The sequence below is a fragment of the Nocardia sp. CY41 genome (assembly GCF_009829325.1).
In the GTDB taxonomy this organism is placed as follows: domain Bacteria; phylum Actinomycetota; class Actinomycetes; order Mycobacteriales; family Mycobacteriaceae; genus Nocardia.
Genome location: NZ_VUOS01000017.1, coordinates 50,128 through 71,841 on the forward strand (window position 1 = coordinate 50,128; position 21,714 = coordinate 71,841).

Below are 21,714 nucleotides of genomic sequence, written 5' to 3' on the forward strand. Positions count from 1 at the left end.
TGCACGCGCAGCGGCGGATCACCGTCCGCCCAATTCTCGGGTGACGAGCGAATCGACGAGATCGTTCATCTCCTCGACTAGTTCGGCCGCGCCTCCGTTGTGGGCGAGGTTGCGCATCTCGTGGGGATCTTCCTGCCGGTCGTAGAGTTCGTACTCGAAATCGGCGCGGGATCCGGCGATGTCCCGGGGTGTCGAGTAACGGGCGAAGCTGTAGCGGGGCGTGATGGCGCCTCGGAGGCAGTATTTGACGCCCGGTGCTCGACCGCCACTGGACTCGGCATCGGAGGTGACCAGGATCGCGTCGCGCAGGGAGCGAGTGGGGTCGGCCAGCACAGGTGTGAGGTCTTTGCCGGTGAGCGGGCTCCCCGTCGCGGCGTCGATCCCGGCCAGGGCGGCCAGGGTGGGCACCAGATCGATGTGCGAAGTGAGTGCGGCCGTGGTCGTTCCGTGCGTCGCCGGATTACGGGGATCGGCGATGACCAACGGGACGCGGTTGTTCTCGCGGTAGATCATCGCGCCCTTCTGGCGCAGTCCGTGCGCCCCGCCGAGCTCGCCGTGGTCGGCGACCCGTACCACGACGGTGTCGCTCGCGCCGCCGCTGTGGTCCAACGCCTCGAGGACCTGGGCCATCAATTCGTCGGTGCGGCGCAGCAATTCCAGATACCAGTTCCCCCACTGCCGCCACTGTGTGCGCCCGAGCGCCGAATCGACGTCATGGGGCATCGGGCCGCCGACGGCCTCGTTCATGGTGCGCCACACGGACTGCACCCGAGGTTTGGCCGACAGATCCGACTCGAAGTTCGGCGGCACGTCGGCGCCGTGCTCGGGGACGTCCTCCAGTCGGTAGAAGCGCGGGCAATACATCATGTCGTGCGGATTCACCATGCTGACCACGCACATCCACGGCTGACGGTCGCCGCCGTGGCGCCGCAGCCAGTCGACGGCGTTGCCCACCACGCCGGGGTCCGCATGGGTGCCCTCGTTCGGCCCGCCGCCGGACAGGATGTCGTAAGCCTCGTCGAATCCGTATGCCGAGAGCGCGGAGCCGTCGGTGCCGACCGGCTCGGAGAGGTGCCATTTCCCGATGTAGGCGGTCCGATAGCCGGCGTTCTTCAATACCGTGCCGATGGTGGGGATCGTGGTGTCGAGGTCCGGGCTCCAGGCGTGCAGCGGCCCGAGCGCCGCGCCCATGAGGTCGTTGCCTCGGACGTTGTCCGTCATGCCGGTGGCCGGAGCGTGCTGCCCGGTGAAGAACGCCGACCGCGCAGGCGAGCACGGCGCCGTTGGAGAGTGGTGCATGGCGAACCGGACGCCCGCGGCTTCCACCCTGGCGCGAGCGGGCAGGGTGAAGCCCGACGGCAGGACGACATCCGCGCGCTCCTGATCGGTCATGAGCACCAAGATGTTCGGCCGCGACGCCGGCGCCGCGGCCGCCGCGCCGGCGCGCACGCCGCTCAGGACGGGCACGGACGCGGCCGCCATCATCGCGAGCATCCGGCGTCGGTTCGGGGCCGGTGGGCGAGAGGACCTGGGGTGCGGTTCGAAGTCGGACACGAAGCGGAACCTTCCTGCTGCACAGACGGGCGCGACCCACTGTAACTGATTAATTGACGAAATTATTCAGTTGAACTTTTTCGCCGGTGAGGTCGGCGCGATACCGTGCACTCGTGTCACGAACCGAGACGACCTCCGCCACGGCACGCGGAGAACAGACGCGGCAGGCCATCCTGGACGTCGCCACGCGCCGGTTCGCCGATCAGGGTTTCCGCAATACGTCGGTGGCGGCGGTGGCGCGCGAGGTCGGGCTCGCGCCCTCGGCGGTGTATTTCCACTTCGCGGACAAGGAGGCGCTGTTCGTCTCCGCTTTCGACCGTGATGCCGCGCGACTGTGCGACGACGCGCTGCCCCGGTCGGGTCCGATGGACGAGGCGTACTGGCAGCAGGTGGTCGGCCGGTTCGTGACCCGGCTCGATTCCTACCCGCTGGTGCATCGGGTCCTCGCGGGCCAGGAGCCCGGGTTGCTGGTCCGGTTGGTGGACGGCGTTGTGCCGCAGCGCATTCGGCAGGTGCTGGAAGCGTCGCTGCGCGCCGGTCAGCAGTCCGGGGACATCACAGCGGATCTCGATCCGCGGGACACCGCGATCGCGCTGGAGGCCGTTTTCACCGCGGTCGTGATCACCGTGGTGCAGGTCGGCGGCAGCGGTTCCTCCGAACGCATCGACGCCGTCGCGCGCCTGGTGCGCACCGCGCTCACGAAGTAGCGCCCGAGGTGGCTCTCGCCGCTATGCCGTGCTGATCGACCAGGTGGCGTGCGGCACGTAGAACTCCCGCCCGGTTTCGTCCCGGGCGAGGATCGGCAGCTGGAACTCGACGCCGATGAGGCGCAGGTCGGGCTCCGGCTTGGAATCGATGGTCAACGCCAGCGCGCGGTCGGGATAGTCGTTGCGGCTGATCACCTGGTCGACTTTCTCGCCGCTCGGCAGGACGTAGACCAGTTGCGCGAGCCACGGCGCGTCGGCGACCTGCTTCGGCAGCGACAGCTGCAGGGGGTAACCGGCGGGAACGTCCAATTCGGCGGTGCGTCCGCGATGGCAGTCCGGCGTGTCGGGAGCACAGGTCAGCGTCGAGAACACGGTGCCGGGCACGTTCTGCTCGGGCAGGACGCTGCAGTGCTGCATGGTCACCGCGCAGTAGCTGAACGGCCGTACGGTGATCGTCTTGCCGTGCGCGTAGGCGGTGAGGGTGACGTCGGGTTCCTCGGCGTTGCGGACCAGCACCGCCAGCACGCCCGCGAAGGCGACGGTGAGCACGAGCAGGGCGGCCGCGACCAGCGCGGCGATCGTGCGTGCGTTGAGCTTGCTCACCAGATCGGGTCTCCTTGCCCTCGTCGAAAGCGTTTGGTGTCGCCGCCGCGCGGCTTCGGGTTCGGCGCCTGCGGCGCGCTCGCCGGATATCCGTACGGCCGGGTCGTCGGCACCTCTTGGTCCGCGTGCTGGGGACGGTTGCCGCCGAGGCCGGGCAGCAGCGAATGACCTCGGAAGCTGAGGAAAGTCTGCACCAAGCCCAGCACGAGGACTGCGGTGACCACCGCGAAGCCCTTCCAGTAATCGGTCGGCAGCAGCACCCCGGCCGCGCCGCCGACCACCCAGCTCAGCTGCAGCACGGTCTCCGACCGGCCGAAGCCGGAGGCGATCGACTCCGGCGGCAGGTCGTCCTGGATCGAGGCGTCCAGCGAGACCTTGGCCAGCGCGCTCGTCGCGGACGCGACCAGGGCGGCCACCGCCGCGCCGAGCAGATTGTTCGCGAACGTGGCGAACAGCGCCACCAGCGCGCACGCCGCCGTGCAGCCGAGCACGATCAGCGCGGGCCTGCCGAGCTTGAGCCGGGCGCCCGTCGCGTTGCCCGCGAAATTGCCGATGGCCGCGGCCGCGCCGACCGCGCCGAGCATCAGGGCCTGCTGCACCGGCCGGTGCTCGGTCGCCTTGGCGACGAACGCGACATAGAAGGTGAGGAAGCCGGTCAGCACGCGGATGGCGCTGTTGCCCCACAGTCCCGTCACCACGGCCCGGCCGAGCGGCTGCCTGCGTTTGCGCGGCGGGACCGGCGACTCGTCGCCGGACGCGAGCACCTCGGTGCGCGCGTCGGCGCCGTGATAGCTCAACGTCGCGGGCACCTCGCCCTCGGTCACTTCGACCCAGGACGGGATACGCAGACTCAGATAGGCGCCCGCGCAGGCGATCAGCGCCGCGAAGAACAGTGCGCCGTTCGAGCCGGCGATCGCGGCGGCCAGGCCGGCCAGCGCTCCGGCGCCCATGGTGCCGCCGACCAGCCCGAACACCGTCAGGCGGGAGTTGGTGCGGACCAGATCGATGTCCGGCGGCAGCACCCGGGGCGTCACCGCGCTCTTGAGCACCGAGAACGATTTGCTGCCGATCATCATGCACAGCGCCAGCGGGTACAGCGCCCAGCTGTCGAACTGGAAGATCAGCACCACCGCCACCACGGTGCGCACCGCGAACGACGTCGCCAGCGCCAGGCGGCGGCCGCGTTGCAGACGATCGAGCATCGGTCCGATCAGCGGGGCGATCACCGCGAACGGCGCGATCGTGATCAGCAGGTAGAGCGCGACCTTGGTTTTGCTCTCCGCGGTGGCGCTGGCGAAGAACAAGGTGTTGGCCAGCGCGACCGCGATGGCGGCGTCCAGGGCGAAGTTCGCCATGGTCGCGTAGGTGAGCGCGGTGAGGCCCGACTTGTCCGCGCCGTCGGCCTTGGCCGCGCGCTGGAAGGTCGCGATGCCTTTCTCGGTGAGCTCCCGGCCGCGCATGGCGGCCACCCGGGTGACCGTGAGTTTGCGCGGCATCCGACGCGCGCCGGAGGGCGCCTCGTTTTCGGGAGGCCGGCCCTGGTCCTGGACAGCGCTCTCGGGTTCGGCGCGCTCCGGCGGGTCGGTGGGACGAGATGGTTGCGGACGGTGCGGGAAGACGTGCCGCGGTGCGCGGTCGACGGATTCCGGCTGCTCGGCATCACCTCCGCGCGGGAACGGTTTCGTCCGCGGAGGTTCCGGTGACGCTTCCCGCCGCGGCCCCGGTTGCTCGCCACGCTCCGGGGAGCGTCCAGGTCGCGGTCCGAGCGGTGGCAGTGACCCGCGGCGTCGTGGTGCGTCGGGCGGCGGATAGCGGTCGAATCCGGGATGCCGGTCGAACTGCGGGACCTCCTCGCCTTCCCACCGATCACGGTCGGGACCGGAGGGTTCGCGGGGAGTAGTCACGACTCCAATTCTGGCGCACTCCCGTGCTGGGCGTTCATCCGCGCTCCGGGGCGGCGGAAAGTGACCCGTCGTCGTGACCGCCGAGTCGCGCTCAAGCGGGCGTGAAGCGGACCTCGAACATGGTGGGCCAGTTCTTGCCCGTGATCAGGAACCGGTCGGTGCCGGGTAGTTGGGCGATGCCGTTGAGGGCGTCCGCGTCGGCCCGCGCGGTCGCGGGGAGCAGACCGGCGGCGTCGGCGGTCGCCAGCACGGCGCCGGAGTCCGGGTCGATGCGCAGGATCGTGTCCGTCGGCCAGTCGTTGGCGTAGACCGACCCGTCCGCAGCGCACTCGAGTTCGTTGAGTCGCGCGCCGTTGCGGCTGGTCAGCTCGATCGAGCCGGTCGGGGCGAAGGTGACCGGATCGCGGAAGGTGAGCCGGTCGGTGCCGTCGCTCATGACGAGTCGTCCATCCGCGGCGCACAGACCCCAGCCTTCGCCGTCGTAGCGCACCCGGCCGCGTTCGGCGAGGGTGGCCGGGTCCCTGGCGATGGCCACGCCGTCGTGCCAGGTCAGTTGCCAGAGCGTGGCGCCGGCGAGGGTGATGCCCTCGCCGAAGAACGGGGCGGGCAATTCGGTCCTGGCCAGCTCCTCGCCGGTCGTCAGCCGGGACGCCCGCACGCTCGACGCGCCCGCCAGGCCGGTGCCCTCGTAGAGGACGTCGCCGTCGACCTCCAGCCCCTGGGTGAACGCCTTCGGATCGTGCGGCCGGGTGCCGAGCACCTCGATGTTCATCCGTGGCGCGGGGTCCGCGACGCCGCCGCATCCACCTACGACGAGCAGACCGACCAGCACACCGATGGCCAACGCACGGCGATTGCGCTCCATACGGCAAAATGTAGGCCGTGAGCGCAGTTTCTGTTTCGGAGTCCGGCGTGCGGCCGATTCTGGCTGATGCCGTAGACCTGGCCCGCCGTGCGCTCCTGGAGTTGGAACCGTCGGCTGTCGGCGCGCACCTCGGCGTGATCGCCGAGGACGAGAGCGCGGCGACCCACCGTTTCGAGGCCACGCTGCCCGGTTATCGCGGGTGGCAGTGGGCGGTCGTGGTGGCCGCCCCGCCCGGCGCCGACTACGCGACGGTCAGCGAGTCGGCGCTGCTGCCCGGGCCCGAAGCCTTGGTCGCACCCGAGTTCGTGCCCTGGGAGCAGCGTGTTCGCCCGGGGGACCTCGCGCCCGGTGACCTGCTCGCTCCGCCCGCCGACGACCCGCGCCTGGTGCCGGGGTACGTCGCGACCGGCGATCCGGTGGTCGACGAAGTGGCCTACGAGGTCGGTCTCGGCCGCACCAAGGTGATGAGCAGAGAAGGCCGCGAAGAGGCCGCCGAGCGCTGGTACGCCGAGCACGGTCCCGATTCGGAGATGGCCAAGGCCGCGCCCGCCACCTGCGGAAGCTGCGGGTTCTATCTTCCGCTGGCCGGATCGCTGCGCGCGGCGTTCGGTGTCTGCGGCAACGTCATGGGCGCCGACGGGCGCGTCGTCCACGTGGCCTACGGCTGTGGTGCGCACTCGGATACCGAGGTCCCCACCGGCAGCGGGTCGCCGCTCTACGAGGCGTACGACGACGCGGCCATCGATCTCATTTCGCTCGAAACCGACCAGGCGGCACAGAGTGTGGCCGGTTCCCCGACGTCCGCGGACGATCGGCGCGCTACGGCCGAGCAGACGGAGGACGCCACGGCGACCGCCGCGAGCGCCGGAGACGCTGCGACTGCCGAGGCCCCTGCGGCTGCCGAGCGCCCGCTCCCCGGAGACATCGTGGTTGCCGACACCGCTGTGGCCGCCGAGGGAAGCGAACGAGTGGACGCCGCAGTGGCCGACACCGCTGTGGTGCCCGCGGCTGTCGCTGCCCCAGACGCCGTCCGCGGGTCACGCACGACCGAGGAACCGGCCGTCACCGAGCGGGTCGCCGCTGACGAAGGTGTCGGGTCGACAGAGGACGGCGCCGTCGCGGACGAGATCACCGTCGAATCCCCGAGCGCGACCGACGTCCGACCCGCCGACAGCACGGCCACCGACACCGATGCGGTGAGCGCCGCCGAGGTCGGCGAAATCGACACTTCCGCCGCGTTCACCGAATCGAGCGTTCCACCCGCTGCGCGGACGGCACCGAGCGCGGACGCGCCCGCTGTCCACGACAGCACCTCCGATGCCGCTGCGGCTGCCACGATCGGCGCTCCGGACGAGCAGAGTGTGGCGAAGGAAGACACCGGCATCGACCCGGCACTGGCTTCCGGCGATGCGGCGGACACCACCGCGGTCGCCGGCGAAAGCGGTTCGAGCATTGCGGATCCCACCGCACCGCTCGATACGCAGAGCCCCACGAGCTATCCGGTGGAGGTCGGTGCGCAGGCAAGTCCGGTCGAAGTCGATTCGATCGCGCACGAGTCGTCCTTGTCGGCGAGTCCGGACGCCGAGGCCGCATCGAACGAGACCGGTTCGGACGCGGATGAGGGGCAGGGCGCGGTTCCCCCGGTGAGTGGTGGCAGCGACCGGATAGGCGACACCGAATCGACCGCGCCGGAGACGGATGTCGAGGAGCGTTCGTCCGACTACGCGCCCGGCGGCGCTTTGGACGCGCCGGTGTCCGAGCAAGGCGACACGGGGTCGCCGGCCGACGACGGGCCCGAACGGCCGGAGTACCGATCATCGCCGCGGAGCTGAGCGAGGCCGCCGACCCGTTCGGCACTTCGGCGTTGCGGGCTGCGGTTCTCGCCGCATGGCGTGATTCGCCGACGCGGTTGCGGGAGGACGCGGCCACCGAGAGCGACTTGGTGCGCGCCGGTTACCGCGACCGACTGCTGACCGAGCTGGCGCAGAACGCCGCCGACGCCGCGCGCAAGGCGGGTGTGGCCGGCGCCGTCGTCGTCCGGCTCGACGGCCGTGACCTGTACATCGGCAATACCGGTGCGCCGCTGGACGTCTCCGGTGTGCACGCGCTCACCGCCCTGCGCGCGTCGGGGAAATCGGCGGGGGAGACCGTCGGCCGGTTCGGTGTCGGGTTCACCGCGGTGCTCGCGGTGAGCGAAGACATCGAGCTGCGGTCGGTCTCCGGTTCGCTGCGCTTTTCCCGTGCCGAGACCCGCGAAGCCCTGCGCCGCAACGAGATCCGGATGCCCGAGGGCACTGTGGGCGAATTCGTCCCGCCCGCGTTGCGGTTGGCCTGGCCCACCGGGGCGCGACCGTCGGACGGTCTGGACACCGAGGTGGTGCTGCGGTTGCGCGCGGACGTCGACGCCGACGCGCTACTGGCCGCGATGCGCGCCGAAGCCGTCGACCTGCTGCTGGAACTGCCCGCGCTGCACCGCATCCGCATCGGCGCGGACGAACTCGTCAGCAGCGCCGAGGACATGGGCGGCGGCATGCACGAGGTCTACGTCGACGGTCCCGGCGACGTGCAGCGAACCTGGTGGCAGTACCGCACACCGCGCGCCCGCTGGCTGCTGCCGGTGCGCGACGGCAGGCCGGTGGCGGCCGCCCCGGACGTGCTGCGGGCGCCGACCAGATCCGATGAGGAACTATCCCTGCCCGCGCTGCTCGTCGCGGACATCCCGATGCAGCCGGACCGCCGTAGGCTGCTGCCCGGCGCCAGGCTCGCCGAACTGGCGGTCGGCTACGGCGAGTTCGCCCGTGCCCTTCCGCCGCGCGATCGTCTCGTGCTGGTTCCTGCACCCGGTTTCGCTCGAAGCGAGGCCGATGGGCTACTGCGCGAAGCATTGCTGCGCGAATTGCAAACGCATCCGTGGCTGCCGGTGCGAGCCACCCGTCGGCGCACTGATCGGGAAAACTCCTATGACACGGCGCGGCTCGCCGTCGACCTCGAGCCCGTCACCGCAGCCTATGCCGAATCGGACGGCATCGCCTCGCTCACCGGTGACGAACTGCGGCAAAGAGATGCGGAAGCCGTGGCTCGCACGGAACCGCCGGACGAGCCGGTCGTCGAACCTGTCGATGCGTCCGGCGATCGGGCGCAAGCGGCGCTCCAGGCGCCCGACGGGTCGAGTGCCGGATTCGGCGCCGAACCGGGCGATATCCGGACTGCCGAGCACATCGACGCTTCGAGCGGCAGATCGGCACCCGCCGAACCGGGCGCATCGGGCATCCTGGAGCCACCGTCGATCGCCGCACCACCGCACCCCCGGGACGTCGCCGTCCCCACCCGCGCGTTTGTCTTCGCCGGTCTGACCTCGGAATTGGCCGACCTGCTGGACGAGGTGGTCGGTCCCCTGGTGATTCCCGACCTCTCCGGCCGGGCGCACACCGAGGCCATGGCTGTGCTCGACGTGCACCGCCTCGGTCTGGCACGGCTCGCGGAATTGTCCGGCGGCTTGGATCGGCCGCCGAGTTGGTGGCGATCGTTCTACGCCGCGCTGGAACCGTTCGCCGGAGATCCGCTCGCGGCGGAGGAACTCGGCGCGCTGGCGGTGCCGCTGGCGGACGGCAGGCTCGTCACGGGGCCACGCACCGTGGTGCTGGACGATCAGCTCGAAGTCGCGATCCCGGTGCATTGGGCCCGGCTGGTGCATCCCGAGGCCGCGCATCCTCTGCTGGCCCGGCTCGGCGCGCGCTCGGCCACCCCCGAGGATCTCCTGACCGACCCGGGCTTGCGCGCCGACCTGGAGGACCACCCGGACGACCCCGACACCGCCGACGCCATCCTGCGTCTCGCCGCGCACGCCGACCAAGAGGCGCTGCCGCCGTGGCTGAGTTCGCTCGAATTGTCCGATGTGGAGGGCGAACTCCGGCCCGCCGACGAACTGTTGCTGCCCGGCGCGCCGTTGCGTGAGTTGCTCGTGCCCGACGCGCCGTTCGGCACGGCCGATCCCGAGCTGGTCGACCGCTACGGTGCGGACGCGTTGCGCGCCGTCGGCGTCGGCTGGGACTTCGGTGTCGTGGTGGAGGCGGATCCGACCGGGCCGGACCATGATCTGGACGACGAGGAACACTGGTGGTCCACGCTGCCGGACGATCCGCCGGAGTTGGTCGCCGTCCGCGATCTGGATCTGGTCGATGACGCGGCGTGGCCGGAAGCGTTGCGGCAGTTGGCCGCGACGCCGCGCACCCGCCGCCTGCTCGCCGACGCCGATGGCTATACCGCGTGGTGGCTGCGCCGATACGCTCGGATCGACAGCACGCCGCTGGGACTGTTCCGCCATCCCGCCGACGTCGAATTCGACGGACTGTTACCGGCATTCGCCGTGGCCGGTGTCGACCCGGACGCCTGCCGCGCCGTCCTGGCCGATCCCGACACGATCACCGAGGAGCTGGCTGCCGCGCTGCTGGAGGCGCTGGCGGATTCGTCGAGAACCCCCTCCGCAGAGGTGGTTTCGCGAACTCACGCCCGCTTGGCGGCTGCCGTCGCCGGGGACCGGCTCGAGGTGGCCGATCTACAACCGCCGGATCGCGTGCGCGCAGTGTCCGGTGTCGTGGCCGACCCGGCAGACGTCTTCGTCCTCGACCGGCCGTGGTTCGGCTTGGCGGTGCCCGCGGATCGTCTGGTAGTCGGCGATACCGAAACAGCCTCGGCGCTGGCGGCTCTGCTCGACCTGCCGCTGGTGTCCGAAGCGGTGACCGCCGAGGTGATCGATACCGGTCGCCGCACGACGTGGGCGGCGGAGCCGCTGGGCATCGTGCTGCGGCAGCTGTTTGCCTTGCCCGCGCAAGCGGGCGAGCTGGTCGTGCACCGCGACCTGACGGTGCGGCTGAGCGGTGCGATCGAGGCCACCGTCGAGGTGCCCTGGTGGCAGACCGGCTCGGCTGTGCACGTCCGGGCACCGCACCTGCGCGGCTGAACCGCGGCTACTGCGCCGCGTATCCGGTGATCATCTCGCTCAGCAGATCGAGCTGGCCGCGCACGCTCTCGCTGTCGTTGTCCACCAGCCAGCGCAGCACCACACCGTCGATGACGTTGAGCGTGAACCGGCTCAGCGTCTGAACCGGGACCGACCACGTATTGCCGGTCGCATCGCGCGCGTGCTCCAGGATGTCGGCGACGGTGGAGTCGTTGAAGTTGTACTGTTCGCGCGCGATCGCCAGTTTCGCCGGGGTTTGTTCGCCCTCGCGCAATGCGTAAGTGGTGGTTTCGTAAGTGAGCAGCTGCCGTTCCGGAGTGGCTTCAATGTTCAGCCACATGAGTTCCAGTCCCGCGCGGATCAATTTTTGAAGGGCTTCTTTTCCACTTCCGACGTCCTGCCATACCGTTTCGTTTGCGTCGACGGAATCGCGCAATTCCATCGACAACGCTTTGACCAGCTCGGTCATCAGCGCGTCCTTGTTTTCGAAACAGTAATGCACCACACCCAGCGAGACACCGGCCGCCTGAGCGACATCGCGCGTGGTCACGCCCGCGACGCCCTTTTTCTCGGCAAGACCGATCGCGGCCTCGATAAGGTGGGCCCGTCGTTCTTCGACGCTCAATCGGGAGGACACCCAAGGGAGTTAAGCGCCCGTGGCCCCCGCAGTCAATTCGCCGGCCGGAAAAAGTCGGACTGGACGAGTGACCAGTTGTGTGGTTCGCTGCATCGGGACAGAAGGGAGACGGGTATGCCGGTGTCACGCAGAACTGTTCTGGCCCGGACCGCGCTCGGTTCCGCCACCCTCGCGGCCGCGGCGGTGCCCGGGATGAGCGACGCGCTCGGCGTTCCGGCGGCCGCCGCCCCGGATTCCGGCGACTACGAGATCGGCGTCGGCATCTCCGACATCACCGGCCCGGCCGCCGAATGCGGGATGATGGGCTACTCCCAGCTCGAGCAGCAGACCGCGGGCATCCACCTGCGCCCGCGCGCGCGGGCGTTCATCATCGGCAGCGCGGGACGGCGCGTCGTCTTCGTGGTCGCCGAGAACGGAATGATCTTCCAATCCGTGCACCGCGGCGTGCTGACCGAAGTGGCCCGGCGCTTCGGTGGGCTCTATACCGAGCAGAACGTCCTGCTCACCTCGACGCATTCGCACGCGACCTGCGGCGGCTCCAGCAACGACTACGCCTACAACCTGTCCGTCCTCGGCTTCCAGCAGCAGGTGTACGACGCCGAGGTGAACGGGATCGTCGAGGCGATCGCCGCCGCGCACGCCGATCTCGGCCCCGGCTCGCTCGCGCTCGGCCGCACCGAGCTGCACAACGCGAGCGTGAACCGCTCGCGGGTGGCGTGGGAACTGAATCCGTCTGCGGACAAACAGCATTTCCCGGACGCCATCGACCCCGCGGTGACCACGCTCGTCCTGCGCAAAGGCGGCAGGACGGCCGGGACCATCACCTGGTTCGCCACGCACAACACGTCAATGACCAACGCGAACCGGCTGATCAGCTCGGACAACAAGGGCTATGCCGCGTTCTCCGCCGAGCATATCGAGCGCGGCGTGCGCTACCTGGACGGCAAGCCCGAGTTCGTCGCGGCCTTCGCGCAGACCAACGCGGGAGACATGTCCCCCAATCTGAACCTGCGCCCGGGTTCGGGGCCCACCGAGGACGAGTTCGAGAACACCCGCATCCTCGGCGAGCGTCAGTACGCGGCGTCGAAGGACGCGATGGCGCAAGCGCGAGCGATCTCCGGACCGGTCGACACGATGCTCTGCTACATCGACTTGGCGGACATCGCCGTGGACGGCCGTTTCACCCCGGACGGCCTCCCACGACGCACCGCGCCGGCCGCGGCGGGCGTCTCGCTGATCGCGGGCAGTGTCGAGGACGGTCCGGGCCTGCCCGGCGGCCCGATCCCCGAGGGGGTGCGCAATCCGTTCCTCGCGGCGCTGGGCGACCCCGCCCAGCCCGCGCCGGACTGGTTGGCGGACGCGCAGGCGCCGAAAGCGATCGCGGTGCCGCTCGGGCTGCTGCCGCCGGTGGCGTGGGTGCCGAATGTGCTGCCGATTCAGCTCGTCCGCATCGGCGAGCTCTATCTGGCCGCCGCGGGTGGCGAGTTCACCATCACGTCGGGCCTGCGCATCCGCCGCGCTGTGGCCGCGGAGCTGAACGTTCCGCTCGAGCAGGTGCTGATGCAGGGATACGCGAACGCCTATCACGAATACGTCACCACGCCCGAGGAATACGACTCCCAGCAGTACGAGGGCGCTTCGACGTTGTTCGGTCGCTACACCTTGTGCGCCTATCAGCAGGAGTTCACCCGCCTGGCCGCGGCATTCGCCGCTCGCAGCCAGGTGCCGCGCGGGCCGGCGCCCCGCGACGTGTCCCAGCTACAACCGAACTTCCAGCCGGGCGCCGGTCCGGACGCGGCCGCACCGGGCCGCGGATTCGGTGACGTGCTGGTGCAGCCGCACCCGTCCTACGCTCCTGGAGATCAGGTTCTGGCCGAATTCGTCTCGGCGCACCCGAAGCACGACAATCGCCGCAACGGGACGTTCCTCGAAGTGCAGCGCAAGACGGCGTCGGGCACTTGGGCGCGGGTGGCCAACGAGGGGGAGTGGGCGGTGAAATACCACTGGAGCAAGCGCGGGCTCGCCGAGTCGGTGGCCCGATTCACCTGGGATATCCCGGTCGAGGCCGAACCGGGACGCTATCGCTTCCAGCATTACGCGACCCGCCTGGATCCCGATGGCGCGCTGTACCCGCTCACCGGCACGACCGACGAATTCGAGGTGGTCCGACCGTAAGCCGCGCGGTCACAGACCCGTTTGCGCGCCCTTGTCCCCGCGCCGGGCGCCGCGCCGCTGGACCAGATAGATCACGAGTGCGATCAGCCCGACCACCAGTCCCATCAGGCAGACCGGCCGAGCCGACGCCCACCGGTCGCCGCCCGCCCACACCACGACGGTGGCGATCAGCCACAGTGCGCTGCCGACCGCGAGCACGGGGCGCGGATCGGTCAGGCGCGGCGGCAGCTGCGGGACTTTCTGTGTCACGGGCCCAGCCTAATCCGCCCTGCCGGGTGCGGCGCTGCGGCCGAGCGGAGCGGAGTGGTCGCGGCCTGGCGGGAAGCCGCGACCGGCCGCCAATGGTCCCGTATCGTTTGGCACTGTGACAACGCCATCGGATGTCAGAGCCCTCGCTGGTGAGCTCTCGCTGGCGGTCGTTCGACTGACGCGGCACCTGCGCGGCCGTCGTGCCGACTCGCAGATCTCGCTGACTCAACTCTCCGCGCTCGCCACCCTGGCGCGCGAGGGCGCGATGACGCCGGGTGCGCTCGCGGCGAAGGAACGTGTGCAGCCCCCCTCGATGACCCGGGTCATCGCCTCGCTCACCGACCTGGATCTGGTGGAACGCAACCCGCATCCGACCGATGGCCGTCAGATCATCGTCTCGCTGTCCTCGGCGGGCCGCGCGCTGATCGCCGACGAGGCCAGCGCTCGGGAGGCGTGGATGACCGAGCAGCTGTCGACGCTCACCGAGGAGCAGCTGGTCGTGCTGACCCGCGCCGTGGCGATCATGAAGCAGATCGTCGCGGAATCCGAATGACGCCTGCCGGATTCGGCGGCACGGCTCAGCGGTTCGCCCGCACCAGCCGGAGGACGATCCCGCCGCCCCACCGCAGCAGGCCGCCCGCGATGGCCAGGCACAGGACGAAGGCCGGATAGACCAGCACCCCGTAGTCGTCGGCCCAGCGGGGCAGATGGGTGAACTGGGTCGCCGCGCCGATGAGCAGCAGCAGCCCCAGCGTCACGGCGATCGGCGCGAGCGGCGCGGTGTCCGAGTCGGGCCTGCGGGCGGTGCGGTCGGTCATGGTGGAGCCCTCCCGTGCGGTCGGCTCGGCGCCCGCTCGGGGCGCGGTGGGCACTGGAAAAGATCAGTTACCTTCTAGCTAACCTTCGCACGGAGGTGTGATTTCGTTAACACCATGTGATGTAGATCACAGATATATCGCGAATCGGGCTCTGCCCGGCGCGCCCCATGGACCGGATGCCGGCGGCTACCGCGCGCCGAACGGCTGATCGCTGTCCACGATCTCCCGTCCGAGCGGGAACAGCGAGATCGGGATGAACTTCAGGTTGGCCCAGCCGAACGGGATGCCGATGATCGACACGAACAACGGAATGCTGGTGAGCAGATGACCCAGCGCCAGCCACCAGCCCGCGACGATGAACCAGATGATATTGCCGATCAGCGACCCGGCCCCGGCCCCCGGCTTCTCCACGGTGGTCCGGCCGAACGGCCACAGCACGTAGGCGGCGATCCGGAACGACGCGATGCCGAACGGAATCGTGATGATCAGGATGAAGCAGATGATCCCCGCCGCGATGTAGCCCAGCGCCAGCCAGAACCCGGCGAAGATCAGCCACAGGATGTTGAGAACCAACTGGATCGGCTTCATGAGACCAGCATGCCAGCCCTCGGAGCGCGGTGCGCGTCGTCAGAAGAACCAGCCGAGCATCGCGTCGCGCTCGACGCCGAAGGCGTCGTCGAGCGCGCGCAGGTGCGCGGCATTCTTGCTCCGCAACCGGTTCGCCGCGGCGAACACGCGCGCGGGATACGCGCCCAGGTACATGCTGCCGAGAACGTCGATGCCGACGTCGATATCGGGTGTGCGATCGGTCGGTTCGCATTCCGCCTGCCCGTTCCGCACGCGCAGTGCGAACGTGCCACCCGCGTTCCGGAAGGGATCGGTCACCTCGAGCGTCACATCCAGATCGCTCCGGTAAGCGCGCGCGGTGAGCGCCGCGGGCACGTCCATCAGGCGAAGCCACAGTCCGTCGTAGCGGGCGGTGGTACGCACCAGCCGGTGATCGGTCAGCAGGTAGGGCAGCGGGTCGTGGTCGGTGAGCACCGCGTCCACCCGCCGCATCAGATCGAGCCCGAGCAGGGCCCGCCACAGGGCCGCGTGCGCTTCGTCGGTGACCGTCCGCATTTCGACCACCTCGACCGTCCGCGCCCTGCCGTCGGAGTGGCACCGATACAGCGCGTAGCCGTCGGCGTGCAGAAGTCCGAACAGCGTGCTGCCGCCTTCCCGGAAGCGTTCCGGATCGTCGAAAACGATGTCCCAGGCCGCCGCGGGGCGTACCTGCGCCCCGGGCGTCAGCCTGCGCCAGCGCTCGTAGATCGCCTCCGCCGCCGCGCGCAGTTCGCTCGGCGGGCGCAGCGTGACACCGCCCGGATCCGGCGCCGACGGCAGGAATTCGGCGAACCGCCGGTCGATGCCAACGGCGTTCTCCCGCGTCGCGGGACCGTAGCCGAACCGGCCGTAGATGCCGCCCTCGCTCGCGGTGAACATGGTCAGCGGCAGCCCGGCCGCCTCGACGCGCCGGTGCTGTTCGGTGTACATGGCGCGGAGGATGCCGCGCCGCCGGTGGGTCGGCGCCACCCCGACGCCCGCGATGCCGCACACTCGCACAGTCCGTTCGCCGGGCACCGTGACCGTCATGGTGGTGGACTGCACGTGCCCGACGACCCGTCCGTCCTCGACCGCGACGATGGTGTTCTCCAGCGGGAACAGCAGGGGGATCCGCCGCAGCTCGGCCGGGTCGTAGCGAGTGCCGAACGAGGTCTCCACCAGCGTCGTGATCGCGGGTCCGTCGTCCTCGGTGGCCGACCGGATGGTGATTCCCGGGAGGGTCGTCATGCTCCGACCATCCCATGTTCGCGCACCTGCCCGCACCAGGTTTTCCGTGCTCCGCGACCGCCCGGCGAACGCCGATTCGGACCCGGCCGCGACCGTTCGGCAGGATGGAGCGGTGGCCGAAGTGATCGACATCGATGACCCCGCCGACCCTCGGGTCGACGACTTCCGCGATCTCAAGTCGGCCGATCGCAGGCCCGATCTGCCCGGGCGCAAGGGACTGGTGATCGCCGAGGGTGTCGTGGTGGTCCAGCGGATGCTCGACTCGCGCTTCGCGCCGTCCGCACTGCTCGGTGTGGAGCGCAGGCGCGCCGAACTCGCCGACGATCTGATGGCCGTCGACGTGCCGTACTTCCGGGCGACGGCCGAGGTGATGGCCGAGGTGGTCGGTTTCCACCTCAACCGCGGCGTGCTGGCCATCGCCCGCCGCCCCGCCGAACTCGGCATGGACGAGGTGCTCGAGCAGGCGCGCACCGTCGCGGTGCTCGAAGGCGTCAACGACCACGAGAATCTCGGCGCCATGTTCCGCAACGCGGCCGGGCTCGGAGCCGACGCGATCCTGTTCGGCGACCGCTGCGCCGACCCCTTGTACCGCCGGGCCGTCCGGGTCTCCATGGGCCATGTGCTGCGAGTTCCGTTCGCGTCCGTGCCGGACTGGCCGGGCGGACTGGATATACTGCGCCGCAAAGGATTCCAGATCATCGCCCTCACTCCCGACGCGGCGGCGGCGAATCTGGCGGCGGCGATGACGGGGGAGCGGGTGGCGTTGTTGCTCGGGGCCGAAGGGCCGGGGCTGACCGAGGCGGCCATGCGGGCCACCGACGTCCGCGCGCGCATCCCCATGACGCCCGGCACCGATTCGCTCAATGTCGCGACCGCGGCCGCGATGGCGTTCTACGAGCGGGTGCGCACGGCATGAGCGGTCAGGCCCGGAGGAGGCAGCGCAGCGTGACCACGCAGGGCCCCGCTCATGCCGGAAAGGACACGGCATGACCGGACCGTATCGACCGTATCCGTCCTACCAGGACCCGACGCCGTGGGGCGCGGGCCTCACCGTGGCCGTCATGGTGGCGCTGCTGGCGGCGGTCGCGGTGTATTCGTTCGGGGCCGCACTGGCCGAAGTGCACCCGTTGCTCGCGGTGGCGGTCAACCTGGTGGCGGTCGGCGGCGCCGCGCCCACCGCGTGGCGCTGGCGTTTCGCCCCGGTGACGCGGTGGGTGATCGGCGGCGGCGCGGCAGGTGTGCTGCTCGGATGGATCGTGCTGTTGATCGGCGGATCGGCCGCCTAGCACCGGCGGGCTGCCGCGTTCAGCCGACCGGGTCGTGTCCGCGCAGCCAGCCGAACAGTCCGCGCTTACGCGCGGGCGTATGCGCTCCGGCCTCGGTCGAGCCGCGAACCGGCGGGTCGGGCATCTGGCCCTTCGGGTACAGCGCGAACTTGCAGACGGGAATGTCACCCGGCACGAGCGCGCGGGGCGCGACAGGCCCGCGGTAGTGGAAGCCCAGCCATTCGTTGTTGGCCGCGTCGGCGAAATCGGGTGGGTCGAAGGGCAGCGCCTGGGGGTCGGGCAGTTCGCCCGCGCGCCAGCGCACCGGATGTTCGCCTGCCCAATACGGCCGTTCCCAGACCAGCGGAAGTCCTTCGTCCTCCAGGATGCGCACCCGGGTCGAGCTGAAGGCTCTGCGGAATTCGCCGCGCTCCCAGTGGGCGAACGCGCCCCAGCCGTGCTCGAGGTCGAACGACACCAGATACGTGTGTTCCGAGGCCAGCGGCCGCACCAGCAACTCCGGGATCTCGGTCGGGTGGATACGCGCGGCTTGGGCCGAGCACAACACCGTGACGCCGGGAAAACAGCCGATGCACACCTCGTCGGTTCCCGGTCCCGCGCAACCCGCCAGCGTGCCGACCATGATCGGCCGCACATCGCGGTCCTCGTGCAATTGCTTCGCCAATGCCAGTGCGGCTCCGGGATCCGGATCGTGGTTCGCGCGCAATACCGTCAGGGCATCGGGTGCGTCGACGTACCAGAGCGAGCAAGCCTTGGATAGCATCCGGCACCTCCCGATAGTTGCACGAATCGACTCCGCGAACTTCGAGCGAACGCCCGGCTGCGCCGAACGGCCACCGCTGGGTTGGCTCCTGGCGCCGACGCGCGTCGTCGACCACACCAAAATTTACTCGCCACGGACCGGCCCCGGTGCGGCTTCGCACCGCGAACGCCGGTTCGTAATCATCGATTTCGCGAGGCAGCGCTATCGCCAGAGGCGGCCGACGCACGAGGGCTCCCGCGTCCAGTCGGCGACCCATCGACGGCTCGGAAGGCCGGCGCTCAGTGACCGGAGCTGCGCACTCCGAGCAGTACATCTTCCCACGACGGCATCGGAGCCTTGCCGCGCTTGCTGCGACTCGGCTTGGCCGGAGCCTTCGCCGCGGGCTTCGCAGGCTCCTCGGTGGGGGCAGGCGCCGGCGCGGCGGTGTCCGCGGGGGTGGACGTGGCGGCCGTCGCGGCGCCATTGGCGGACGCGGGGCTAGCGGCGGGAGCCGGGGCCGCGGTGGCGGACGCGGCGGACGTCGAGCCGTTGCCCGCCGGGATCGCGGCGGCGCTGCCGCCGGCCGCGACGGCCCGCTGTTCGTAGTACTCGTCCAGCGTCGGCTGGTTCTGGCGGCTCGCGGTGCGCGCCGGCGGCGCGGCCGGGGCGGGACGCGGTTCGGCCTCCGGCTCCGGCTGCGGCGCGGCCGGTTCGGGCTCGGGCGGCGCGATCGTCGCCAGGCCGCGCAGGGCGCGCCCGAAATCCGGATCGATCAGATCGGAGGCCGGGTCGTCGAGCGGGGAGACCGAGCCACCGTGCGCGTCCGGCTGGTAACGCCAGTGCGCGGCGATCTCGGATCGTCCGTTCTGCCACTGCAACTGGGCGACCCAGTAGCCCTTCTCGTCCTTCCAGGCATCCCATTCGGCGCCCTCGATGTTGTGCCCGCGCGCGGTGAACGCGGCGGTGACCACGTCGATCAGAGTGTCCACGGCGGGGCCGTCGGGGCGCACCGGGTGCGCCTTCTGGGCGAGCTCGGCGGCGCGGGCCCGCTCCAGCAGTACCGGATAGGCGAATCGCTCGACGCGACTGGCCGGCATTCCGGATTCTTCGGTGACCTGTTCCACGGAGGCCCCTGCGCGAATACGGGCCTGGATATCGCGGGGACGCATAGTTGCTTCCATTTCGATCTCAATCTGGCCGAATCGGGCAAGGTCTCCGCGCGCGGCGGCTCGCAGTTTGTCGTCGGCGGGCAGCCGGAACTTCTGACCGGACTCGGTGTCGATACACACGATGTGCGTGGAGTCGGGCGTCACCCCGATCACTCGAAGTTCACGCACCGTTACCTCCTTATCGCGTCGACTCGCGACACCGCCCACTTTCCGAAACAGTAGTGCACATCTGAGATTCCTGGGGCAGGACACGCGGCACGGAAATCTCTCGGGAGACGTCCGTGCCCCGCTAATCTGCTCTGTTCGCTCGGCTACGTCTAATTCTGCGGCGTGTCGATCCCGGGCGTGTTGCGGCCCGTCAGGGCCGAAATATGCGGCCGTCAGCCGAGATTCTGCACGACCCAATCGATGGCGCGGGTCAGCTGGCTGACGTCGTCCGGATCGATCGCCGGGAACATGCCGATGCGCAGCTGGTTGCGGCCCAGCTTGCGGTACGGCTCGGTGTCCACGATGCCGTTGGCCCGCAGGATCTTCGCGACCTTCGCCGCGTCGACCGAATCGGCGAAGTCGATGGTGCCGACCACCTGCGAGCGGTGCGCCGGGTCCGTGACGTACGGGGTGGCGTACTCGCTCGACTCGGCCCAGGAGTACAGCCGCGAGGAGGAGTCCAGCGTGCGCTTGACCGCCCAGTCCAGACCGCCGTTGCCGTTGAGCCACTCGATCTGGTCGGCGAACAGCAGCAGGGTGCCCAGGGCCGGGGTGTTGTAGGTCTGGTCCTTCGTGCTGTTGTCGATCGCGATCGGCAGCGACAGGAAGTCGGGGGTCCAGCGGCCCGAGGCCTTGATCTCCTCGACCCGGGCCAGTGCGGCCGGGCTCATCAGCGCGACCCACAGGCCGCCGTCGGAGGCGAAGCACTTCTGCGGCGCGAAGTAGTACACGTCGGCGTCGGTGATGGTCACCGGGAGGCCGCCCGCGCCCGAGGTGGCGTCGATGGCGATGAGCGCGTGCTCCGAGCCCGCGGGCCGCCGCACCGGGATCGAGACGCCGGTCGAGGTCTCGTTGTGCGCCCAGCCGATCAGGTCCGCCGACGGGTCGGACACCGGCTCCGGCGCGCTGCCGGGCTCCGCCGAGACCACGATCGGGTCGCCGATGAACGGGTTGCCCTTGGTCACCGCGGCGAACTTCGAGCTGAATTCACCGTTGGTCAAGTGCAGCGAACGCTCACGGACCAGGCCGAACGCCGCGGCGTCCCAGAATGCGGTGGTACCGCCGTTGCCGAGCACCACCTCGTAGCCGTCCGGCAGGCCGAACAGCTCGCGCAAGCCGGAGCGCACGCGCGCCACCACGTCCTTGACCGGCTTCTGCCGATGCGAGGTTCCGAATACCGAGGCGCCGACGTTCACCAGCGACTGCAGCTGCTCCGGACGCACCTTGGAGGGGCCGCAACCGAACCGTCCGTCGGCGGGCTTGAGATCGTCGGGAATGGTCGGAAACGCAGAGGTCATGGCGAACAGGGTAGTCGGTGGTGTTGCTGTGGCGACGCCCACACTCCGGCTAACGTAAGCGCCCATGAGCATGCCCTCAGCTAACTCGGGGTGGCGACTGCGCGAGAGAGCGCGGAATTTCCGGCTGCGCGGCGCGACGGTCTCGGACGCGATGCGGCGAGAGTTGCTGATTCGGGGGGAAGCGGGGACCGCGACGATCCTCGGGGTACGTCCGCGGCGCACCGAACCGGGGCACGTGTTCTGGGTTCGGGTGCAGCTGACCGGGGAGTTCCCCTACGAGAGCCGGGTGCGGCAGCGGGTGGCCGACGCCGACCTGGAATGGATGCGGCCCGGTGACGTCGTGGGCTGCCGGGTGGATCCGCGCGACCGCGATCGCCTCGTGCTGTACGTGCCCGACCTCGCCGAAGCCGGCCGGGCGAGCATCGCCAAGATCCTCGCCGACGGCCGCCGCGCCGATGCCACCGTGCTCGCCGCCGCGCCGGTAGCCGCCGGGTACTCGGGCCGCGACGATCCGGTGCTGCGTCTGGACCTGGAACTGCGCGCCTGGGACGAACCGCGACCGTGGCGGGTCCGGTTGGTCCAGCCGGTGCCGTTGCACGCCTTGGGCCTGGTCGATTTGGGCCGGCATCTGGAGGTCGCCTTCTTCGAGGTGGACCGCGGGGATACGGTCGCCGTCGACTGGGTCGCGTCGCTCGAGGAGTGAACTA

Annotated in this window: 20 protein-coding genes; 8 read left to right on the forward strand and 12 right to left on the reverse strand. The window is 70.1% G+C overall.

Annotated elements, in window-relative coordinates; translation table 11 throughout:
• Positions 1–18: 18 nt before the first annotated feature.
• Positions 19–1,494: a sulfatase-like hydrolase/transferase gene (locus tag GVY64_RS19180; protein ID WP_159843304.1), complete on the reverse strand. Its 1,476-nt coding sequence runs from the start codon at positions 1,492–1,494 to the stop codon at positions 19–21.
• 173 nt (positions 1,495–1,667) lie between these two features.
• Here GVY64_RS19180 and GVY64_RS19185 point away from each other — a divergent pair, with 173 nt between their 5' ends.
• Entirely contained in the window at positions 1,668–2,261 is a 594-nt protein-coding gene (locus GVY64_RS19185) for a TetR/AcrR family transcriptional regulator (RefSeq protein WP_159843306.1), read from the forward strand.
• Between the two features lie 21 nt (positions 2,262–2,282).
• Here the strand turns inward: GVY64_RS19185 and GVY64_RS19190 are convergent, their stop codons facing one another.
• From GVY64_RS19190 to GVY64_RS19200, 3 genes are all read right to left on the reverse strand, one after another.
• On the reverse strand, positions 2,283–2,864 hold the full coding sequence (locus GVY64_RS19190; protein ID WP_159843308.1) for a DUF2771 domain-containing protein: 582 nt from the start codon (positions 2,862–2,864) through the stop codon (positions 2,283–2,285).
• Positions 2,861–4,768 carry an MFS transporter gene (locus GVY64_RS19195; RefSeq protein ID WP_159843310.1) on the reverse strand — a complete coding sequence of 636 codons (1,908 nt, stop codon included), beginning with the start codon at positions 4,766–4,768 and terminating at the stop codon, positions 2,861–2,863. The genes GVY64_RS19190 and GVY64_RS19195 overlap by 4 nt, the downstream gene beginning before the upstream one ends.
• 91 nt (positions 4,769–4,859) lie before the next feature.
• Entirely contained in the window at positions 4,860–5,633 is a 774-nt protein-coding gene (locus GVY64_RS19200; protein ID WP_159843312.1) for a glutaminyl-peptide cyclotransferase, read from the reverse strand.
• Between the two features lie 17 nt (positions 5,634–5,650).
• On the opposite strand from GVY64_RS19200, the gene GVY64_RS19205 reads away from it, so the two are divergent.
• Together GVY64_RS19205 and GVY64_RS37905 are read left to right on the forward strand one after the other, a co-directional pair.
• On the forward strand, positions 5,651–7,465 hold the full coding sequence (locus tag GVY64_RS19205) for a DUF3027 domain-containing protein (protein WP_236566985.1): 1,815 nt from the start codon (positions 5,651–5,653) through the stop codon (positions 7,463–7,465).
• A gap of 32 nt (positions 7,466–7,497) precedes the next feature.
• Positions 7,498–10,593, forward strand: coding sequence for a sacsin N-terminal ATP-binding-like domain-containing protein (locus GVY64_RS37905; RefSeq protein WP_236566986.1), 3,096 nt, complete (start codon positions 7,498–7,500; stop codon positions 10,591–10,593).
• Between the two features lie 7 nt (positions 10,594–10,600).
• On the opposite strand, the gene GVY64_RS19220 is transcribed toward GVY64_RS37905, so the two are convergent.
• On the reverse strand, positions 10,601–11,218 hold the full coding sequence (locus tag GVY64_RS19220) for a TetR/AcrR family transcriptional regulator (RefSeq protein WP_236566987.1): 618 nt from the start codon (positions 11,216–11,218) through the stop codon (positions 10,601–10,603).
• A gap of 126 nt (positions 11,219–11,344) precedes the next feature.
• On the opposite strand from GVY64_RS19220, the gene GVY64_RS19225 reads away from it, so the two are divergent.
• A complete protein-coding gene (locus GVY64_RS19225) occupies positions 11,345–13,405 on the forward strand; it encodes a neutral/alkaline ceramidase (protein ID WP_159843314.1) in 2,061 nt (686 codons plus the stop codon).
• Between the two features lie 9 nt (positions 13,406–13,414).
• Here the strand turns inward: GVY64_RS19225 and GVY64_RS19230 are convergent, their stop codons facing one another.
• Positions 13,415–13,654: a DUF2530 domain-containing protein gene (locus tag GVY64_RS19230; RefSeq protein WP_159843316.1), complete on the reverse strand. Its 240-nt coding sequence runs from the start codon at positions 13,652–13,654 to the stop codon at positions 13,415–13,417.
• A gap of 115 nt (positions 13,655–13,769) precedes the next feature.
• Between GVY64_RS19230 and GVY64_RS19235 the strand changes: the two genes are divergently transcribed.
• Entirely contained in the window at positions 13,770–14,207 is a 438-nt protein-coding gene (locus tag GVY64_RS19235) for a MarR family winged helix-turn-helix transcriptional regulator (protein ID WP_067795985.1), read from the forward strand.
• Positions 14,208–14,232: 25 nt separating this feature from the next.
• Here GVY64_RS19235 and GVY64_RS19240 read toward each other — a convergent pair whose 3' ends face one another.
• From GVY64_RS19240 to GVY64_RS19250, 3 genes are all read right to left on the reverse strand, one after another.
• Entirely contained in the window at positions 14,233–14,472 is a 240-nt protein-coding gene (locus tag GVY64_RS19240) for a hypothetical protein (RefSeq protein WP_159843318.1), read from the reverse strand.
• A 186-nt stretch (positions 14,473–14,658) separates the two neighbouring features.
• Entirely contained in the window at positions 14,659–15,060 is a 402-nt protein-coding gene (locus GVY64_RS19245; protein WP_159843320.1) for a YccF domain-containing protein, read from the reverse strand.
• Positions 15,061–15,099: 39 nt separating this feature from the next.
• On the reverse strand, positions 15,100–16,305 hold the full coding sequence (locus tag GVY64_RS19250) for a GNAT family N-acetyltransferase (RefSeq protein ID WP_159843322.1): 1,206 nt from the start codon (positions 16,303–16,305) through the stop codon (positions 15,100–15,102).
• 112 nt (positions 16,306–16,417) lie between these two features.
• Between GVY64_RS19250 and GVY64_RS19255 the strand changes: the two genes are divergently transcribed.
• Together GVY64_RS19255 and GVY64_RS19260 are read left to right on the forward strand one after the other, a co-directional pair.
• Positions 16,418–17,221 carry a TrmH family RNA methyltransferase gene (locus GVY64_RS19255; RefSeq protein WP_159843324.1) on the forward strand — a complete coding sequence of 268 codons (804 nt, stop codon included), beginning with the start codon at positions 16,418–16,420 and terminating at the stop codon, positions 17,219–17,221.
• Positions 17,222–17,291: 70 nt separating this feature from the next.
• On the forward strand, positions 17,292–17,591 hold the full coding sequence (locus tag GVY64_RS19260) for a DUF2537 domain-containing protein (protein WP_159843326.1): 300 nt from the start codon (positions 17,292–17,294) through the stop codon (positions 17,589–17,591).
• 19 nt (positions 17,592–17,610) lie between these two features.
• On the opposite strand, the gene GVY64_RS19265 is transcribed toward GVY64_RS19260, so the two are convergent.
• From GVY64_RS19265 to serC, 3 genes are all read right to left on the reverse strand, one after another.
• Positions 17,611–18,354 carry a DUF6928 family protein gene (locus GVY64_RS19265; RefSeq protein ID WP_159843328.1) on the reverse strand — a complete coding sequence of 248 codons (744 nt, stop codon included), beginning with the start codon at positions 18,352–18,354 and terminating at the stop codon, positions 17,611–17,613.
• A 278-nt stretch (positions 18,355–18,632) separates the two neighbouring features.
• Positions 18,633–19,670, reverse strand: a complete 1,038-nt coding sequence (gene sepH / locus GVY64_RS19270; protein ID WP_159843330.1) for a septation protein SepH — start codon at positions 19,668–19,670, stop codon at positions 18,633–18,635.
• 212 nt (positions 19,671–19,882) lie between these two features.
• Complete coding sequence (gene serC, locus GVY64_RS19275; RefSeq protein ID WP_159843332.1) at positions 19,883–21,007, reverse strand: phosphoserine transaminase; 1,125 nt, start codon at positions 21,005–21,007, stop codon at positions 19,883–19,885.
• Between the two features lie 64 nt (positions 21,008–21,071).
• Here serC and GVY64_RS19280 point away from each other — a divergent pair, with 64 nt between their 5' ends.
• The gene (locus tag GVY64_RS19280; protein ID WP_159843334.1) at positions 21,072–21,710 is read left to right on the forward strand and encodes a hypothetical protein; all 639 of its coding nucleotides are present in this window, start codon (positions 21,072–21,074) and stop codon (positions 21,708–21,710) included.
• Positions 21,711–21,714 lie beyond the last annotated feature (4 nt).

What these genes read in the sequence shown, in the direction of transcription:
- GVY64_RS19180 (WP_159843304.1), bottom strand. Translation starts at nt 1,494, where the DNA reads ATGCTCGCGATGATGGCGGCCGCGTCCGTGCCCGTCCTGAGCGGCGTG.
- GVY64_RS19200 (WP_159843312.1), bottom strand. Translation starts at nt 5,633, where the DNA reads ATGGAGCGCAATCGCCGTGCGTTGGCCATCGGTGTGCTGGTCGGTCTG.
- GVY64_RS19225 (WP_159843314.1), top strand. Translation starts at nt 11,345, where the DNA reads ATGCCGGTGTCACGCAGAACTGTTCTGGCCCGGACCGCGCTCGGTTCC.
- GVY64_RS19240 (WP_159843318.1), bottom strand. Translation starts at nt 14,472, where the DNA reads ATGACCGACCGCACCGCCCGCAGGCCCGACTCGGACACCGCGCCGCTC.
- GVY64_RS19245 (WP_159843320.1), bottom strand. Translation starts at nt 15,060, where the DNA reads ATGAAGCCGATCCAGTTGGTTCTCAACATCCTGTGGCTGATCTTCGCC.
- GVY64_RS19250 (WP_159843322.1), bottom strand. Translation starts at nt 16,305, where the DNA reads ATGACGACCCTCCCGGGAATCACCATCCGGTCGGCCACCGAGGACGAC.
- GVY64_RS19260 (WP_159843326.1), top strand. Translation starts at nt 17,292, where the DNA reads ATGACCGGACCGTATCGACCGTATCCGTCCTACCAGGACCCGACGCCG.
- GVY64_RS19265 (WP_159843328.1), bottom strand. Translation starts at nt 18,354, where the DNA reads ATGCTATCCAAGGCTTGCTCGCTCTGGTACGTCGACGCACCCGATGCC.
- serC (WP_159843332.1), bottom strand. Translation starts at nt 21,007, where the DNA reads ATGACCTCTGCGTTTCCGACCATTCCCGACGATCTCAAGCCCGCCGAC.
- GVY64_RS19280 (WP_159843334.1), top strand. Translation starts at nt 21,072, where the DNA reads ATGAGCATGCCCTCAGCTAACTCGGGGTGGCGACTGCGCGAGAGAGCG.